The 17,141-nt window shown below is 53.5% G+C and carries 14 protein-coding genes and 1 pseudogene; 6 read left to right on the top strand and 9 right to left on the bottom strand.

All coding sequences use genetic code 11. The annotated features are described in order from the left end of the window. Positions 1-183: 183 nt before the first annotated feature. The 3 genes from AC3IUA_RS15825 to AC3IUA_RS15815 form a co-directional block, all read right to left on the bottom strand. Entirely contained in the window at positions 184-957 is a 774-nt protein-coding gene (locus tag AC3IUA_RS15825; protein WP_489355188.1) for a ParA family protein, read from the bottom strand. A 171-nt stretch (positions 958-1,128) separates the two neighbouring features. After that, on the bottom strand, positions 1,129-1,404 hold the full coding sequence (locus AC3IUA_RS15820) for a hypothetical protein (RefSeq protein WP_489355186.1): 276 nt from the start codon (positions 1,402-1,404) through the stop codon (positions 1,129-1,131). A 735-nt stretch (positions 1,405-2,139) separates the two neighbouring features. Then, entirely contained in the window at positions 2,140-3,195 is a 1,056-nt protein-coding gene (locus tag AC3IUA_RS15815) for an AraC family transcriptional regulator (RefSeq protein ID WP_489355184.1), read from the bottom strand. Between AC3IUA_RS15815 and AC3IUA_RS15810 the strand changes: the two genes are divergently transcribed. Further along, positions 3,194-3,658 carry a hypothetical protein gene (locus AC3IUA_RS15810; RefSeq protein ID WP_489355182.1) on the top strand — a complete coding sequence of 155 codons (465 nt, stop codon included), beginning with the start codon at positions 3,194-3,196 and terminating at the stop codon, positions 3,656-3,658. The genes AC3IUA_RS15815 and AC3IUA_RS15810 overlap by 2 nt on opposite strands. Before the next feature lie 582 nt (positions 3,659-4,240). Here the strand turns inward: AC3IUA_RS15810 and AC3IUA_RS15805 are convergent. After that, positions 4,241-5,131: a LysR family transcriptional regulator gene (locus tag AC3IUA_RS15805; protein WP_489355180.1), complete on the bottom strand. Its 891-nt coding sequence runs from the start codon at positions 5,129-5,131 to the stop codon at positions 4,241-4,243. Positions 5,132-5,298: 167 nt separating this feature from the next. On the opposite strand from AC3IUA_RS15805, the gene AC3IUA_RS15800 reads away from it, so the two are divergent. The 4 genes from AC3IUA_RS15800 (at position 5,299) to AC3IUA_RS15785 (ending at position 10,538) form a co-directional block, all read left to right on the top strand. Further along, entirely contained in the window at positions 5,299-6,381 is a 1,083-nt protein-coding gene (locus AC3IUA_RS15800; protein WP_489355178.1) for a 4-oxalomesaconate tautomerase, read from the top strand. Positions 6,382-6,429: 48 nt separating this feature from the next. Continuing rightward, the gene (gene dctA, locus AC3IUA_RS15795; RefSeq protein ID WP_489355176.1) at positions 6,430-7,749 is read left to right on the top strand and encodes a C4-dicarboxylate transporter DctA; all 1,320 of its coding nucleotides are present in this window, start codon (positions 6,430-6,432) and stop codon (positions 7,747-7,749) included. A 142-nt stretch (positions 7,750-7,891) separates the two neighbouring features. Beyond that, complete coding sequence (locus AC3IUA_RS15790; RefSeq protein ID WP_489355174.1) at positions 7,892-9,196, top strand: CitMHS family transporter; 1,305 nt, start codon at positions 7,892-7,894, stop codon at positions 9,194-9,196. An 88-nt stretch (positions 9,197-9,284) separates the two neighbouring features. Further along, positions 9,285-10,538 (top strand): OprD family porin, encoded by a 1,254-nt coding sequence (locus AC3IUA_RS15785; protein ID WP_489355173.1) that lies wholly within the window; start codon positions 9,285-9,287, stop codon positions 10,536-10,538. A 406-nt stretch (positions 10,539-10,944) separates the two neighbouring features. Here the strand turns inward: AC3IUA_RS15785 and AC3IUA_RS15780 are convergent, their stop codons facing one another. The 5 genes and pseudogenes from AC3IUA_RS15780 to AC3IUA_RS15760 all read right to left on the bottom strand — a co-directional run. Further along, entirely contained in the window at positions 10,945-12,087 is a 1,143-nt protein-coding gene (locus tag AC3IUA_RS15780; protein ID WP_489355171.1) for an FAD-binding oxidoreductase, read from the bottom strand. A gap of 9 nt (positions 12,088-12,096) precedes the next feature. Beyond that, positions 12,097-13,353, bottom strand: a complete 1,257-nt coding sequence (locus AC3IUA_RS15775; RefSeq protein ID WP_489355170.1) for an aromatic ring-hydroxylating oxygenase subunit alpha — start codon at positions 13,351-13,353, stop codon at positions 12,097-12,099. A 149-nt stretch (positions 13,354-13,502) separates the two neighbouring features. After that, the gene (locus tag AC3IUA_RS15770) at positions 13,503-14,441 is read right to left on the bottom strand and encodes a LysR substrate-binding domain-containing protein (RefSeq protein WP_489362370.1); all 939 of its coding nucleotides are present in this window, start codon (positions 14,439-14,441) and stop codon (positions 13,503-13,505) included. Between the two features lie 157 nt (positions 14,442-14,598). Next, entirely contained in the window at positions 14,599-15,498 is a 900-nt protein-coding gene (gene yddG / locus AC3IUA_RS15765) for an aromatic amino acid DMT transporter YddG (RefSeq protein ID WP_489355168.1), read from the bottom strand. Between the two features lie 171 nt (positions 15,499-15,669). Continuing rightward, a pseudogene (locus AC3IUA_RS15760) lies at positions 15,670-16,024 on the bottom strand (GntR family transcriptional regulator); the annotation flags it as partial. A 675-nt stretch (positions 16,025-16,699) separates the two neighbouring features. Here AC3IUA_RS15760 and AC3IUA_RS15755 point away from each other — a divergent pair. Next, entirely contained in the window at positions 16,700-17,122 is a 423-nt protein-coding gene (locus AC3IUA_RS15755; protein WP_489355166.1) for an FCD domain-containing protein, read from the top strand. The last annotated feature ends 19 nt before the right edge of the window (positions 17,123-17,141 follow it).

Here is a 17,141-nt window from a genome sequence, read left to right as displayed (position 1 = left end):
GGCTTGATTTTCTGCTTCGCATTGGCATTTCAGGCTGAAACTGGAAGAAGTTTAGCCGGCAGAGAACATCGACGGATTTTGGCCCGATAGCTGCCGCTCGTGATTGACTGCAATCTTTAACCCACGATCCAAACCCTTGGCGCGCACTTGTTCATCATCCCATAGACGCCGTTTTTACACTGTCTAAGCTGCTCGCTCCAGTGCATCCAGCAAATCAACAAATTCCATCGAGAGCTTATGGCGCGGTGCCAGATGGATAAGGGGTACAAATGCTTCGTGAGACTCGCGCATTTTGACGGAGCTACTGAGGTAAACCGGTAGCACTGGAAGACCCTCTGCGAGCATTTCGTCTACGAGCTTCTGGTGTAAGCCGGTGTGCCCGACAAACTGATTCACCACCACGCCCTCTACCTGCAGTGATTCATTGTGATCCAGACGCAAGTCTTCTACTTGAGCTATGACGCTGTACAAGGACTGCCGAGAAAAAGCGTCGCAATCGTATGGAATCAACAACCGATCAGCTGCGACCAAGGCGCTGAAGGTGAAGAAGTTGAGCGAGGGAGGGGTGTCAATGTAAATACGCTCGTAGTCCTCTGAGAGCTCCACCAGCAACCTGCGCAGTTTATTGATCTTGAATTTGCTCTCAAGCTTTGACTGGAGATCTGAAAGATCTGGACTTGCCGTCACGAGATGGAGGTTCTCGTAAGAGGTCTCGGTTATGGCCACTCGACTCCTTTTGCTGGCAAAGCCACCAGACAGTGTTTGTCTGAAGAAGTCGGCAATGCCCGTGGGAATGTCGTCTTTGAGCAGGCCGGTGAGGTAATGAGTCGAATTCGCTTGGGGATCGAGATCAACCAGCAGTGTTCGGTAGCCTTGGGCTGCACTCACAGCGGCAAGATTGCAGGCGATGCTGGATTTGCCAACACCACCTTTTTGATTGAAGACGACACGACGCATGAGGGTAGTTCATCCGTGAAGAAGGCCTGAAGCCAGGATTATGAAAACAGTTGATTCAATATATGACCATTAGGTTTCAGTTTTAAGACAGTCTATCGGATCAGCGTTGAAGGGCTGGCCAAGAATCGGGTGCCCAGTTTGGCAGGGGGAGTGCTGGATTCCCCAGGGCCTCTAGTCTGTAGGCAAGCGATGTACAAATTCGCTGCCATCGTCCCACCAAACCGGCCCGCGCTCCCCCAGCGCCACCTTCGCCGTTTGGACGCGCGCCCTGGCCACCTTCAGTTGCCCAGGATCGCCAGAAGCTTTCGCTGCCTTCACCTCACGTCGCGCTGCCATGAGTTCGTCAACGAGGCGCTGCCGCACATCCTCACTTAGTGCCAGGTTGGTGCAACGCCACAGCTGCCCTTTGACTACAAAGTAGCGACCATCAGGGGGCGTCGGATACATGCCTTGTTATTCCAAATGCCGTGGCTTGGTTCGTACTAGACCGCACCCGGTCACAAAAACGACTCTCAGCTGACAGTCTATACAAGACCGACAAACGACAGGATAACCAGGACGATCACAACTGCCCCGACGATGTAGATGATATTGTTCATGAAAACGACCTCTCGATCTCAACAGGATTGCGACACCAAGGTGTCTAATACAAATGACACCGTCGCTCACAGTTCCGTTCCGCAAACCAGACTTGGAAGCGGCGCCATTGCAGCAAAGTTTCGTATTTGCGATTTTTCAAACCTTCTCTCGTCGCCAAATGCTGATTGATGGATCGGATGCGCTCCGAACAGGATGAGGCTTGAAATGGCTCAGTCGATCCTTGGGAGCGCCATGCACGAGCCAGCGGATCAGGGGTATCACATCTGGCTTCCCATGCCGATGTCGCGAGCGCATGAACTGGAACGCGCAGTCCATGAATGGGGTGTATTGATCACCCTGCCATCCTCCACGGCAGTGAACCCGCAGGGTGCTTTGGAGGTGCAAGGATGTGTCTCGGCGCTCCATCGATGGGTGATCTGAGAACGGCGTTGACCATCGTCCAGGGTCTTGTCCGCCAACCATAAAAAATCGATGTTCTGCATCCGAACCCGGCGACTCTGCTCTCGAGTGCGAGGTCACCAGGGACGATCTGAAAGCCCCAAATGAGCAGAAGGGCGTTCTACCCAAGGTATTACGCCTACCTTAGCCGGCTAGAATGATTTTGGTTTCCTTGGCCTTAAGCGATGATTCTTTGGCTCGATACCGACCGGGGGTCATGCCGAACCAGCGAAGGCAAGCCTTGTGAAAACTGCTGTGGTCGTGAAAACCGAGAAGGTAAGTCACGTGCTTCATATTGAAATGGGAATGACGCAGGTAGAAGTCGGCCAGCTGCTGACGCACACAGTTCAGGACATCCGTGAACTGCGTGCCCGCCTTCTCCAGTGCCCGTTGCAACGTTCGCTTGCAGATATTCAACGCGGCCGCAATCGACTCCATATCACACTGGGCCTGGCTTTGCCCCAGACTCAGGCGTTCGGTGATCAATGCGCGAATCCTGCAGACAATGGTGAAGTCATCCAACAGGTGAAGCTGAGCCTTGGCATAGCTGTCATGGAGCTTGGCCAACGTCTCATTGGCCATGCTCAACGGACGCAGCAGCTCCTCACCATCGAACAGGATGCTGTCATAGTCCGCCCCGAAACGCAGCTCGCAACCAAACAGCTGCTGATGCTCGTAGATGTCTTCCGGTTGGGGATAGCTAAACTCCACACTCAGCGGTTTCAGCGATTTGCCACCGCTCAGCCAGCGATAGACACCTAACAGGGTTCCGAGGCTGGCATCAGTGTACTGCCGGGGCTTGATCGAACCGCGCTGATGATGATCGAACGCGGCGAGGCGGTAATGCTGTTGTTCCTGGACAACAAACAGGTTGAATCCATTACCGATCAACGGGCTGAAATGAATCAGCCGTTCGAATGCCTTTTTCAGGTTCAAACTGGACACCATGGTATAGCTGACGATCTGAAAAATCCCCGGATGGAAGTTCTCGTAGGCCTTCAAACCAATGTTCGGATCACTGGATGCCTGAGCCGCCAGATCCCATAGGCGGTAGATAGTGCTTCGTTCGCAGAATGATCCCGGTATTTCTACGAGCTTGACATCAAGCCCTGCCTCCTGGCACAGACCTTTGACATCCAGTCCTTGCGCCGAAAGTGTATTGACCACCACGCTGGCATAGCCTGCACATATTTTATACATGACGACCCATCTCCCTGTTGAATCAGACATCCATAGCCGCTCAAGCGAATTCGGCGGCCTTATGTTAACGGAAATGTCGGGTGAGCCGGGGAAGGTGGTTTTGCGTCATGAGCAATCGCAGGTGCTCGATGGCGTCATCATATTTAATATCGGCATGTCGTCGCTTTTCCTGGTACTGGCTGAAAGCTTCCGTGTCCAGGTAAGGCCGATCAAGAAAATCCAGGGCGGCGCAGCTCAAGCTTTGGGCTTCGCTGAAAAGCTGGTTGTTACGTTGAAGAGCCAGGTTCAGGCAGGTTATGGGTTGATGGGACTCTCGCGTGTCGGTCATTGCAGTACCCTTTTGATTGATCTGTTTTTATTTTTTGGGCTCAACCTGCTCTGTGGCGTTGGCAGGCAGGCATCGAGTGTCAAAAAACGCACTGTGTGGGTGATCGTTCCTGACAATGATGACCTGTCTTTGTGAACTATTTGTGTAACGAGGAAGGTGGCAGGTACTGCAGCGAGTACAAAAAAGGCCCGACAAGGGGCAATGCCTGTCAGTTAAGAGAAATGCACAGTACTTCGACATAAACCAGAGCCTTTCGGCGAATGTAATATCGACAAGATCGCGGCAGCTCCTACGCCGAGCCGATTCACCCTTGTAATAACAGGTGTGCGCAAAACCTGTAGGAGCTGCCGCAGGCTGCGATCTTTTGGGGGAATCCAGTGCTTAACTGACCGGCATTGCCCGACAAGGGGTTCTTCACGGAATCCCGGGAAACACAGAAACAAGAACGCCGATTTGATTGATGATGTTCGTGCGAGCAAACACATCTAACAAACCGGCGTTCTTATGCGCGATATTAATACTTTCCTTCCTTTTTGGGAGGGCTTTTCTGTAGTCACGATCAAACCTTTTTGCATATGGAAATCCAAGTCGTCCATGGGGTATGACACCGCTCTGCTTGTCCACAGTCCGGTGAATGGGCAAACGTGGCAGAACGATCAAACTGAAAAGCTCTCACCAATTCCGGGCGATCAGCTCATGGACTGCGTTGTGGGCACATCATTGGGGCCACTGTTCCAGCAGAATTGAGACGAATTTCTCGGCTGCCGGGGAGAGGGATGCGCCTCGACGGTAAACCAGCCCCAACGAGCGGTTCACCACCGGTTCAATAAGTGGGACGCTGACCAATGTTGGATGATCGCTCGCAGGCATCGCAAGACTTGGCATCGCTGACACTCCAAGGCCAGCTTCGACTAATCCCAGTGATGTAGAGAGATGCTGCACTTCATAGAACCACTGTGGACGCCAACTCAAGCCCGACAAGGCGTGATCTAAAAGCATGCGATTCCCGCTCAGGCGACCCACCCCGATTAAACGATAGTCACTGAGTTCCGACCAGGTTACGGACTCGCGTTTGGCCAACTCATGGTCGCGCCGGCACGCCAAAACAAATGGCTCGTTTACCAGGGGCACGAACTCAATGTCTGGGTGTTGGCCGCTCATCATATTGATGCCGAAGTCCGCTTCGCCGCGCAGTACTGCTTCCAGGCCTTCATTCGCGCTTAGGTCTAGCAGGCGAATCCGGATTTTAGGGTAGCGTTCGTTGTAGAGGCGGATTACCGACGGCAGGAAGTAAAATGCGGCGGTGGGGATACAGGCGAGGGTTACCCGACCGATCTGCCGCTCTGCCAGCTCTCGAATGTTGAGGATCGAGTCGTCGAAATCGTCCAGCAACCGACGCGCCTTCGGCAAAAAATCACGCCCGACACTGGTCAGGCTTACCTTACGCGTTGTGCGATCAAGCAGCGTAGTTCCTAAGCCCTCTTCCAGTTTCTTTATCCGCCGGCTTAGAGCTGGTTGAGAAAGATGCAGAGCATCTGCGGCTTCGTGAAAGCTGCCAAGTTCGGCGATTTTCACGAAAGATCTGATGTCTTGAAGCTCGTATTCCATATTTGTTGCTCACGAAAAAAGCGCGATATACCCAGAGGCAGGTGAGAAAACTCTTTCGCCAAACGCAATAATAGCGCAAATCTTTGCATTGGAAACACCATTGCATCCCTGTCACTCTTGTTTGCAAGACATCAATTACCTTGATTGATTAACAAGAGCTAGTAGCCATGCAACGAATTCCTTGTGTACTGATGCGCGGTGGCACCTCAAAGGGGCCTGTATTCCTCGCCTGGGATCTGCCTGTGTCAATTGAGGAGCGAGATGAATTGCTGCTCTCGTTGATGGGTTCCGGTCACGAATTGGAGATTGACGGGATCGGTGGCGGCAGCCCGCAGACCAGCAAGGTCGCCATCGTCAGTCCTTCGTTGCATCCCGATGCCGATGTTGATTACCTGTTTGTTCAGGTCATGGTCTCCTCGCGCCGGGTGGATACGGCACCAAACTGCGGCAATATGCTCTGTGCTGTCGGGCCATTCGCAATTGAGCAAGGCCTGGTCAAGGCGAAAAGCAAAATGACCAGCGTGCGCATCCGCAACCTCAATACGGGCACCTTCGTCACTTCTGAAGTGCAAACGCCGGAAGGAAAGGTCAGCTATGAAGGGGACACCGCCATTGATGGCGTGCCGGGTAGTGCGGCACCGGTTCAACTGACCTTCCTCGACGCCGCTGGCAGTAAGACCGGCAAGCTCTTTCCGACGGGCAACACCCAAGACGTCTTTAACGATACTCCAGTGACCTGCATCGACATGGCCATGCCGATGGTGATCATCGAAGCACGCTATCTTGGCAAGCGCGGCGATGAAACGCCTGCAGAACTGGACGCCGACAAAGATTTTCTGTGTCGCCTTGAAGGCTTGCGGCTGCGTGCCGGTGTGGCCATGGGCTTGGGCGACGTCAGCGGCATGGTCATTCCCAAGCCGGTGCTGGTTGCACCGGCCAAGGCGGGTGGCACCCTCCAGGTTCGTTACTTCATGCCGCACAGCTGTCATCGCGCATTGGCCATCACCGGCTCGATCGGCTTGGCGACCGCTTGTGTCAGCAAAGGCAGTGTGGTCGCGCAAATGCTTGGCGATACCGGCGAACCACGCCTGCAACACGTGCGGATCGAACACCCGGGCGGCGGTATCGACGTGGTGTTGTCATACACCGGAGATAACGGTGAAACAATCCGCGCCTCTGTTGTGCGTACCGCTCGAAGGTTGTTTTCGGGATTTGTGTATGCCCCGGTTTCTCAGCGACTTGCCGGATAGATCTCCCGAACAGTTACTTTAGTTTTTTGCATCAGAACAACTCTAACAATGGGTGATGCCATGAAAGTCGTTAAATCGCTCTACTTCCAGATTCTCTGCGCGGTGTTGCTGGGTGTCGTGGTCGGTCACTTCTGGGCGCAGCAAGCTATCGCACTCAAACCGTTGGGTGATGCTTTCATCAAGTTGATCAAGATGATGATCGCACCTGTAGTGTTCTGCACCATCGTTACCGGCATAGCAGGGATGAGTGATAAACGCTCTCTCGGTCGCTTACTGAGCAAGACCATGCTGCTGTTTCTCGGACTGACCGTAATCAGCTTGATTATTGGTCTGGTGGCTGTTTATGTGTTCAAACCAGGGGCAGGTATGAACATCGACCCGACCCAATTGAGCACCGCAGGATTGTCCCAGTACACCGATTCGGCAGCGAAGCTTGGTGTAGTCGAGTTTTTCATGCACATCATCCCTGAAACCTTCATCGGTGCGTTCAGTAAAGGCGAAGTTCTACCCGTGCTGTTTATCGCGGTGCTGTGCGGTTTCGCCTTGTCCTCCCTGGGCGAGCGCGGCAAGCCAGTGCTTGATGTGCTGGAAGCGGCATCGCAAATGGTTTTCAAGATTTTTTCCTACCTGATGCGTTTTGCACCAATGGGTGCATTCGGGGCGCTGGCGTTCACTGTCGGGCAGTACGGCATTACCTCACTGGGCTCGCTGGCGAAATTGATCATGACCCTGTACATCGCATGTGGTTTCTTCGTCTTTGTGGTACTTGGCAGTATTTGCCGGGCCCATGGCTTCAGCCTCTGGAAGTTGCTGCGTTATCTGCGCGAAGAATTCCTGGTGGTGTTGGGGACGTCATCCACCGAGCCAGTCATGCCACGCATGCTGGAAAAGCTCCAGGCCTTAGGTTGCAAAAAAGGTGTTGTAGGTCTTGTGTTGCCGACTGGATATTCCTTCAACCTTGATGGCACAGCGATATACCTGTCTCTGGCTGCGATCTTCATTGCCCAAGCTTGCAATATTGATCTTTCCATCACTCAAGTCTTGACCATGCTGGCGATCATGCTGCTGTCGTCCAAGGGCGCGGCAGGAGTAACCGGCAGCGGTTTTGTAGCACTGGCGTCCACACTGACGGTGATCCACGACATTCCGCTGGCGGGTCTTGCGTTGTTGATCGGTATCGACCGTTTCATGTCCGAAGCACGAGCCCTCACCAGCCTGGCAAGTAATGCGGTGGCGACCGTGGTGATTTCGATTTCCGAGAATGCCTGTGACCGTCAAGTGCTGCTCGATACCCTTGACGGTAAAAAGTCTGCGGTCTCAGCCGAGGAATCAACCTGGGATCCCGTCACGGCTACCAGGCACATTTAATACCGCTTGACTGACTCATCGGTTCAACCCAACCGTTAATTGCTGCCTGACGCCGGGCGTCGTTTTTTGCGTCGTCTGGAAGGCTCGGGATCGTTCGCTCAGGCGTCGGCCTCTTCATATATAACAACAAGAGAATTGCCCTATGCTCGCCTTACTCGGCCTGGCCATGGTGGTTGTGTTCACTGTCCTGATCATGACCAAACGTCTTTCACCGATCGTTGCGTTGACTGTTGTTCCAATCGTCTTTGCGGTGATCGGCGGTTTCGGCGGGACAACAGGCAAAATGATGCTCGACGGCCTGAAGATGGTCGCGCCCTCTGCCGCGTTATTGTTGTTCGCGATTCTGTTTTTCGGCCTGATGATCGACTCCGGACTGTTCGATCCGCTGATCCGCAAAATTCTAAAGCGGGTCAATGGCGACCCGATGAAGATCGCCGTTGGCACGGCGCTGCTGTCATTGACCGTTGCTCTGGATGGTGACGGCACCACCACTTACATGATCACCTGCGCGGCGATGTTGCCGCTGTACAAACGTATCGGCATGAACCCGATGATCCTCGGCATTGTGGCGATGCTGTCGCTGAGCATCATGAGCGGTATGAGCCCTTGGGGCGGCCCGGCCACACGAGCCATTGCCGCGCTAGGACTGGATGCGGGGGAATACTTTATTCCGTTACTGCCCACCATGATTGGTGGTGCGGCCTGGGTGGTTTTCACCGCATTTATGCTGGGCCGCGCCGAGCGCAAGCGCATTGGCAATGTCTTACTGCAAAGCGGTGGGGGCAATTGCTACATCGAGGCGATCCTTAGCGATACTCCGCACAAACGCCCAAAGCTGGCATATGTCAACTTGCTGCTGGTGATCGCGGTGATGGTCGCGTTGGTGATGGGCCTGATGCACTCGGCGATCCTGTTTCTGATCGGGTTTGTGCTCGCGCTGATGATCAATTACCCGCAACTTGATATTCAGAAAGAACGGATCCTCGCCCATTCTGGCAACGCCATGACCGTGGTGCTGCTGGTGTTTGCTGCCGGGATTTTTGCCGGAATCTTCTCCGGTACCAAGATGGTTGATGCCTTGGCGCAAACGCTAGTGGAATGGATTCCGCCGGCGTGGGGACATCTGTTTCCACTGGTCGTGGCCATCACCAGCATGCCATTGACCTTTGTGTTGTCGAACGACGCCTATTACTTTGGCGTTGTCCCCATCCTTGCCAATGCCGCAGCTGCTTACGGTATCAGTCCCCTGGAAATTGCACGGGCTTCGATTCTGGGCCAGCCAGTGCATCTGATGAGTCCTCTAGTAGCCTCTACTCTGCTGCTAATGGGCATGATCGACCGCGACATCGGTGACTTCCAGAAAGCGGCCTTTAAGTGGGCGGTACTGACTTCTCTTGTGGTGACCGCTCTGGCCCTGTTGACAGGTGCCCTGACGCTTTTCGTCTGATCGCTTAATTCCGTACCAAGACTACTCACGTGCCCCGAGAAGGGCGCGCGGATCAGTGCATCTCCAATAACAACAATGAGTATTGAGCATGAGCATGTTTTTAACGCGCGGGGCCGTTCTTTCTTTGTTGAGCGTTCTACCGTTGGCCAGTACCAGCGCGGCGGGATTTATCGAAGACAGCAAGTTGAAGCTTCAACTGCGCAACGTGTACTTCAACGAAAATTTCCGTGATGAAAACGGATTGAGTGCCCGTGCGGCGCAGACTGCCAAGAGCGAGCGCACCGAGTGGGCGCAGGGATTTCTGCTGGATTACCAGTCCGGGTTTACCCAAGGGACGTTGGGCTTTGGTGTGGATGCGCTGGGTCTCGTTGGCGTCAAACTGGACTCCGGAAAGGGTCGTAGTGGTACAGGTCTGCTTGCGGTGCACGATGACGGACGCGCCGCCGATGAATTCGCCAGCCTTGGGGTAGCGGGCAAAGTCCGCCTGGCGAAAACCACCGTGAAGCTCGGCTCTTTATTGCCCAGGACGCCGGTGTTGATCTACAACGATGCGCGCCTGTTACCCCAGACCTATCAGGGCACACAGTTCACCAGTACCGACATCGATAACTTGACACTCACCGGCGGTCATCTGGATCAATTCAAGTTAAGGGATTCTTCGGACAGTCGTTCGATCGTTCCCGATGGCTTCACCGGCAGGGGGTCAGATTTCTCATACGTAGGTGGCGATTACAGGCTGGGTAAGAATATTCGGCTTAGCTATTTCTACGCAGAACTGGAGGAATTTTACCGCCAGCAGTTCGCGTCGATACAGCACGACCTTTCACTGGGTGCCGGAGTGCTAACCAGCGACCTGCGCTATTTCCACAGTGTTGATGCCGGGACGGGGCGGGCCGGCGAAATCGATAACGATATGCTCAGTGGTCAGTTGATCTACTCGCTAGCAGGGCACAGTTTTGGCGGTGGTTATCAAGTGCTGAGTGGTGACGCCGGGTTGCCGTACATCAGCGGTGCGACGGTCTATTCGTTCAGCAATGTCGGGATCGGCAAGTTTATTGAGGAGGACGAAAAGACCTGGATGCTTAGCTACGGCTATGACTTTGCGAGGGTCGGTGTACCGGGCCTGACGTTTTCAACCCGCTATCTGAGCGCAGACAACGGTAAGTCTGGTTCCGCGCGGTTGCACGAGTGGGAGCGGGACGCAGAATTGGCTTATGTACTGCAAAGCGGCACGTTCAAGGGATTAGGCGTGAAGCTACGCAACTACGTATATCGTTCGGATTATGCCCGAGGGCGGGATAGTAACCGCATCTACGTTACCTACGATATTGCGCTTTGGTAGGGCGATGATTGCTGTACGCCGATGCGTGCCGCTTGTTCAACCACCGCCTCCAACGCCTGGGAGATGAAAGCCGCGCCCGGCTCAACGCCAGCGGCGCCCGGGCGGCCTACTATTTGATACCAAACAAAAAGCAGGGATTTCCATGACTTCGCATTTTTTGAGATTGCCCTAGAATGACGCACCCAGCTGTTCCTGAGAGTCGTGGCTGAGCAAGTGAGTTTGGTTTGAGTACAAAAAAAGGGCCATGAGGCCCATGCCAGTCAGTTAAGGAGTTTGAGATGAACATCGCCACAGGGTTTTATGTTCGGCGTATCTACGCTTAACTGACCGGCATTGGCCATGAGGCCCTTTTTTATCGGATAGATGAATAGCTTGTTTGGGGGCATTGTTGGAAAAAGAGATGGGCTTACAAATCGATTACTAGGTCTGACGTAGGTTTACTGCAGCAGAGTAAACGCAGCCCCTTGTCGATTTCACGTTGACGGATGCCGCCGTTGTGGTTCATCTCCACTGTACCTTGTAGCAAGGCTGTTTTACATGTACCGCAGACCCCTTGGCTGCAAGAGGAGGGCACGATAGCGCCGGCCTTTTTTGCCGCTGACAGAATCGTCTGGTTGCCTGGCATGCTGAAGGTTTTGCCTGAGCGAGACAGCGTGACCGTAAAAAAGCCCTGTTGTTGATTGAGCACAAACGCCTGCTCGAGGAGAGGTTCGTCGTCCATCACCGCAATATCGAAGCTTTCTTGGTGATAGTGCTGAAAATCAAAGCCTCCCTGCTTGAGTAGCGACTTGACCGCGTCCATGTAGCCTGGCGGCCCACAGGTGAAGACTTCGCGATCCTTGAAATCCGGCACCAGCTCGCTGAGCATGGCCAAATTCAGACGGCCAATCGGCCCGGCCCACACCGTGTCAGCACCGCGTCCTTCGCAGATATTCACGACACGCAGCCCAGGCATGCAGGCCTGCATCCGAGTCAGTTCGTCATGGAAAATAATGTCGATTGGCGCTCGCGCACTGTGCACGAAGACGATATCCAAACTGGCCGACATGTCGAACCCCGCCCGAGTCATGGACATCAGAGGTGTCACTCCGGAGCCTGCCGACAGATAAAGCAGCCTGGTAGCTGGACGACCTACCGGCGTGAAGCTGCCTGCGGGGCCGGAAGCGAGAAGCTTATCGCCTTCACGCAAATTATCGTGCAGCCAATTCGACACTGTCCCGCCTGGAACGCGTTTGACAGTAATCGACAGCGCGAAGGGGCGAGTGGGGGATGAGGACACCGTATAGCAGCGCGACACGCTTTGCCCCGAAATGATCGGCGACACAGTAATGAACTGCCCTGGCTCAAAACTGATTGCGCTGAAATCCGCACTACGAAAAATGAAGGTCTTTACGTCGTGGGTTTCGTCGCGCACACCACAGCATTGCAGTGCTTTCTGTTCACCGCTGTTCCACTGCGCGCCGTAGCTGCTCCAGGTGTCGGGATGTGCGAATGCTATCTGCGCGGAGTCGGCGCTTGCGGTAACGGGCGGCTGTTCAAAGGTTGTCATAGTCATTCCTCACACACCATGTGCGGCAAGCCGCGCGGCGTACCAGCGAGAGAATTGATCGACGTAGGATTCAGTAAACGCCGAGAATGGCCCGGGCGAGTAGCCGGGATCCTGCGTACCACTGTGGGTAATTGCGACAAGGTTTGCGTCCTGCTGATTGGTCGCTTTCCACACTTCGGTCAGCTTGTCGATGTCGTAATCCACGCCCTCAATGGCTTCTGCATTCACGAGCCATTTGGTGCGCACCAAGGTTTTGTCAGGTGCGAGAGGGATGATGTACGAAATGACTGCATGATCGCTCATCACGTGCGTCCAGGAGTTGTGAGTCCACAGGTGGACGTCGCCAAGATCGCGTCGGGTGAGATCACCGAACAGTCGCGTACAAGCAACCCGTGTGTCGAGCGTTTGGGACTCACCATTGCCGGCGATGACCAGTCGCTGCGTGCGAAACTGGGTGACTGCATCAACTTCCAGGTGCTCTACGGCGTCGCAGATAAACCCCTCGTTTTCCCAGCTCTGTTTTGCAGTCGCATTGCGTTCTTCATATTCATCCAGCGTCTGAAGCGATTCTTCGCTAAGACCATCAGCGCAGAAACCGAAATCTTCCGGGAGGAAAGAGGCCGTCAACTCGGGATGCGTTGCTGAACAGTGATAGCACTCGCGATTGTTTTCGATGACTAACTTCCAGTTACCGTCTTCAATGATTTCCGCCTCATGGGCAATCTTCGAATAGGCAATGTTGTAGGGAGCCAGCCGAGGAGCCATTGTTTCCTGCAGGTAGGCGATATCTTCGGGAGGCTGACCTCCAAGGCAAACAAACACATGCGTGCCAACAACCTTGGTATGAACAGGTATCAGGCTTTTACACGTTGGATCGAAATCCTTGCCCATGTGAGCGGTGTGTTTCAGGCTGCCATCAAGATCATAAGTCCACTGATGGTAAGGGCAGACCAGCATGCCAACAGTTGACTTGCCGGCCTGCTTCAGACGCGCTCCGCGATGACGGCATACGTTGCGAAATGCTTGCACCTGCTCGTCGTCGTCTCGTACCAGGATGATCGAGGATTTCCCGATGTCGATGGTCGAAACATCCCCAGGCTCGGGGACGTCACAGGTGACGCCAACCAGTATCCAGTGTCTGGTGAAAAAGATATCGACGTCGGTTTCGAAAACATCCTGGCGACCAAATAACGCACCCGGCATGCCGTGGCCCGGTGTGCGTGCGGTGACTAATTCTTGTTGGGATTTAACGAGGGTTGTTGTCATTGTGGCCTCACGGGGTCGATCTGAATCATCAGCGAGTGACGGTGAGGGCCAGTATTGAAATGGTCAGGATTTGCGTCAATGCGCTTTATTTTCACCTTGGTATATCTAAAAGTTATGCGATGTTAAAACCACGGTTTTGATCAACTTATTCAGTGCGCTAATACGGATTCTTCTCGTAACCACTCAACCAGGCTTTGAACTAACGGCGTTATTTCCCGACCATTCGGGACAATCAGGTAATAAGCATCCTTGGGTTTGACCGCAAAGGAGGTAATTCGAACCAGTTCTCCACTGAGCAGCAGCGGGCCGAGTAACCTGTTCCAGCCCAGGGCAATGCCATATCCCTTTAGCGCGGCCTGCACCGTGTCGTTGTAGCTGCTGCAGCGCAGGCTGTAACTCATCTTGGGACGACTCTCTCCCAGTTCCTTGAACCAGCTGTTCCAGGTCATCCAGCCTTCGAGTGTGGTGTCCGAATCGATGAGATCAATATGCAGGAAGTCGTCGACACACATGGGGACGGCGTGAGTGCCCAACCAGGATGGCGAACACACGGGAAAAACTTCTTCGTCAAACAGGAAAATTGCCGTGCCGTCGTCCCATTTTCCATTGCCGAATCGAATGGCGATATCGACATCCTGTCGGCTCACCTCAGGATTGAGTAGGTGAGTAATCAAGCGCAGATGAAGGGTGGGCTGTAACAGGCGCAATGCTGCCAACCTGGGCAATATGCGTAATTGTGAAAACGCCGCCGTACAGGCGAGCACCAGCTCCTGTTCGGGAATGCCCTCGGAAATCTTGTCGAAGACGCTTGCCATGCGCTGCATGGATTCGGCGACCACCGAATACAGCAGGTACCCGTCGCTGGTTAATTTTATGGCGCGGTGCAGGCGGTGGAATAACCGGGTACCCAGGGTTTCTTCCAGGTATTTGACCTGTTTGCTGACTGCGGCCTGACTCACTCCCAGTTCCTGAGCCGCCAGTGTGAAACTGCTCAGCCGCGCTACTGCCTCGAACTCCATCATTGCCGTCATGGAAGGGATCAGTCGGCGATATCCCTTAATCTTTTTGCTGGTTTCTTCGCTACCCATCATGGTTGATCCTGAAAGAAGAACGGGCGTCGCAACAGCTTGCAACATAGGGCGATTCGATGAGTGCCATCAATCGATGTCATCAGCACCCCCTCCCTCAGACGCGGGGTTAGGGCGTGTGTCTGCCCCCGCGAACGGTATGGGATTCCCACACAAGTCAGACTGAATCAGTACGCTGTCGAGTAGCATGCCAGCAGACTAGCGATCCCGCAGTAACCAGCACTGCCCCCTGCCAAAACTGCGCATTCAAGTCAGCACCCAGCCATACTGCAGCAAATGCCGACGATAGCACGGGTGCGGAGTATGAAGCGGTAGCCAACAAAGTGAGATTTCCACGCAAGATGCCAATGTTCCAGAGAGCGTAACCTGCGGCCATTGCGGTACCTGCGGCAAGCAGCTCCAGGCTGCTACTCAAGGTAAATGAGGAAATCACCTCAGTGCTGAAGGCGTACTTCAACCAAAGTACGCCTGACGTCAGGACAAAGAACAGAACCACAAGATTTTGCCCACCCGCATACAGGCGAGTGACATTGCAATACAAAGCGAAAGTGATCGCACAGGCTAGTGCGAGACTGTAGCTGAGAGGATTGGATTGCACATTGGCGACGATGCCTGGTAATGACAACCCGTCACCACTGACGACCCACAAAATGCCAAAGAGAGCGAGCGCCGTGCCTGGAACAATAAACCAGCGTGTCCGTTGGCCATTCATGATGATAGCGAGCACGACAGTAAGACAGGGCCACAGATAGTTCACGACACCCAGCTCAATTGCTTGGGTGCGGCTACTGGCAAAACCCAACGCCAGCGATAGGCACACCTCGTAAGCTACGAAAAGGGCGCTTCCCAGTACCAAATAGAGCTTTGACGTAGAACGAAGGCGCGGACGTCCCAGGAGGCCTGCAAGCATGATCGCGCCCAATGAATAGATCATTGCCGCGCCTCCCAATGGGCCGAAGATTTCGCTGATGCTTCTGATAAGTCCGGCGGCGGTGCTCCACAAAATAATCGCCACTAATCCACACGCCGTGGCGGCCCTGTCGCCTCTAATTTGCATTATCCCTCTCGCTCAAAATAGCGGTGACTCTACTCGGCCTACCGGGGTCATTTTCGGGCTGACTGCGTTTTTGTACACAGTGATTTCTTCGGCAGACCTTGAAAACGAACTGTTTTGACAGAGGTCGAACAAATCGCCTTCAATTTGCTCCTGGCTGATTCCGCCCGCCAACATTCCCATTTTTTCTCTGGAGGGTTCCCAGTGCGCATAAACCAGAGTTGCTACTGCTTCTTCATCGCGCAGTTCAATGGCTTCTATGAATAAGTCATGCTGATCCACAGACAATTGGAGATGCTTTTCCATCTCCTCATTGTGAGGTCGGTAGACGCCAATGCGGGCATGATCAATCAATAGTCTTTCCAGGCTTGGGTTGAAGATATTGGTTTCCGATTTCGCGAACAGGAGTGCGAGAAAGCCCGTAGCGCTCGCAAAGAATCACTTCGTCCAGGACTTCGCCAGGGTCAAGTTCCATGGTCGAAATTTGGCGCTTCAGGTCTTCGTAGAGTGCACTTTTGCCGTTGCTCATAGCGACCCTCCAAAGTAGTGCCAACACGATTGACGGTAAGTGGATGAGCTCAGATTCGCACGGCAAAAACGACGGGTCAACAATGAGTATTCAGACTGTATACTGTGTGAATACACAGAAAAAACGAAGCTTTTGATAAAATATTCTATAAGTTTCAAAGGGTTAGACCACGGCTTAAAAACGTTCTCTAGTCGTATTTAGGCATGAAAGTCATCGCTATGAGGTATGCCGTGTTTCGACTTCGCCCGCGTGACGGGCATCAGGTTGTCACTACGGAGCCTTTGGAGTCGACCCTGAACGCGGTGGCTATGAACGAAAAGGGAAGGGGGCTTTAGGTGATCGCACCTTCACAGGCGTTTCAGCTTGGGAGCGGCATGTCGCAGACGGTCGTCAGAGTGGCGCCCTCAGACTGCCTAATCAAGCGACTGCCTGGATTCGAGACGACAAAAGCGTTCAATTTGCGACAACAAACATTCCTATTAGCGACCATAAGAATTGACAGTGAAAAGCTAACCTATTGTTTTTCAAGGAATAGTTGATAATTCTATGTGAATTTTTACAGTATTCTCTCTGTATACATAGAGAATACTAAGCGTTGACGATGCCATCACCGCATGCGAGTCTGGACTCCACACCAAGCCGGAGGCGCTGTAAAGGCGACCTTAGGAGAACGTAGTGAAGAACAGCAAGAGTACTCTTTACAACGACCTGAAGCGTCAGATCCTCGCTACTCAATCGCGTGATGCTCGGGTGATGGTCGAACAAAAAAACCGATTCCACGCAGTGATGGGTGAGAGGGCAGGTAACCAATACCTGGAGCTCAGCTTGAAAAGGTTGCTTATTGATCTTGCTCGTATCGGACACTCCCTTTTTCGACCTCTTGATCAGGATGCGGAACGGTATTTTCAGCGTTCAGCTGATCAGCACGATTCTTTTATTGCCGCCATTGAGCGTCGTGATAAGTGTGCGGTAGTCGAGCTGGTTTTCAAATGTTCGGAGTGTTCTCGCCAAACCATGGAAAAGTTTGCTCCTCTTGCAGCGAGGGCAGATCTGCCGATCCAGTCTTTAATAATATTGATCTTGGCTTACTCACGCTGAGGGTCAATAAATATGATGC

The sequence above is a fragment of the Pseudomonas sp. KH_050 genome, from assembly GCF_057838875.1.
This window is presented reverse-complemented; position numbering and strand designations above follow the sequence as displayed.

Coding starts and splice junctions, on each gene's coding strand:
- AC3IUA_RS15825 (WP_489355188.1), bottom strand. CDS start 957: ATGCGTCGTGTCGTCTTCAATCAAAAAGGTGGTGTTGGCAAATCCAGC.
- AC3IUA_RS15820 (WP_489355186.1), bottom strand. CDS start 1,404: ATGTATCCGACGCCCCCTGATGGTCGCTACTTTGTAGTCAAAGGGCAG.
- AC3IUA_RS15810 (WP_489355182.1), top strand. CDS start 3,194: ATGACGACCCATCTCCCTGTTGAATCAGACATCCATAGCCGCTCAAGC.
- AC3IUA_RS15815 (WP_489355184.1), bottom strand. CDS start 3,195: ATGTATAAAATATGTGCAGGCTATGCCAGCGTGGTGGTCAATACACTT.
- AC3IUA_RS15805 (WP_489355180.1), bottom strand. CDS start 5,131: ATGGAATACGAGCTTCAAGACATCAGATCTTTCGTGAAAATCGCCGAA.
- AC3IUA_RS15800 (WP_489355178.1), top strand. CDS start 5,299: ATGCAACGAATTCCTTGTGTACTGATGCGCGGTGGCACCTCAAAGGGG.
- dctA (WP_489355176.1), top strand. CDS start 6,430: ATGGGTGATGCCATGAAAGTCGTTAAATCGCTCTACTTCCAGATTCTC.
- AC3IUA_RS15790 (WP_489355174.1), top strand. CDS start 7,892: ATGCTCGCCTTACTCGGCCTGGCCATGGTGGTTGTGTTCACTGTCCTG.
- AC3IUA_RS15785 (WP_489355173.1), top strand. CDS start 9,285: ATGAGCATGTTTTTAACGCGCGGGGCCGTTCTTTCTTTGTTGAGCGTT.
- AC3IUA_RS15780 (WP_489355171.1), bottom strand. CDS start 12,087: ATGACAACCTTTGAACAGCCGCCCGTTACCGCAAGCGCCGACTCCGCG.
- AC3IUA_RS15775 (WP_489355170.1), bottom strand. CDS start 13,353: ATGACAACAACCCTCGTTAAATCCCAACAAGAATTAGTCACCGCACGC.
- AC3IUA_RS15770 (WP_489362370.1), bottom strand. CDS start 14,441: ATGGGTAGCGAAGAAACCAGCAAAAAGATTAAGGGATATCGCCGACTG.
- yddG (WP_489355168.1), bottom strand. CDS start 15,498: ATGCAAATTAGAGGCGACAGGGCCGCCACGGCGTGTGGATTAGTGGCG.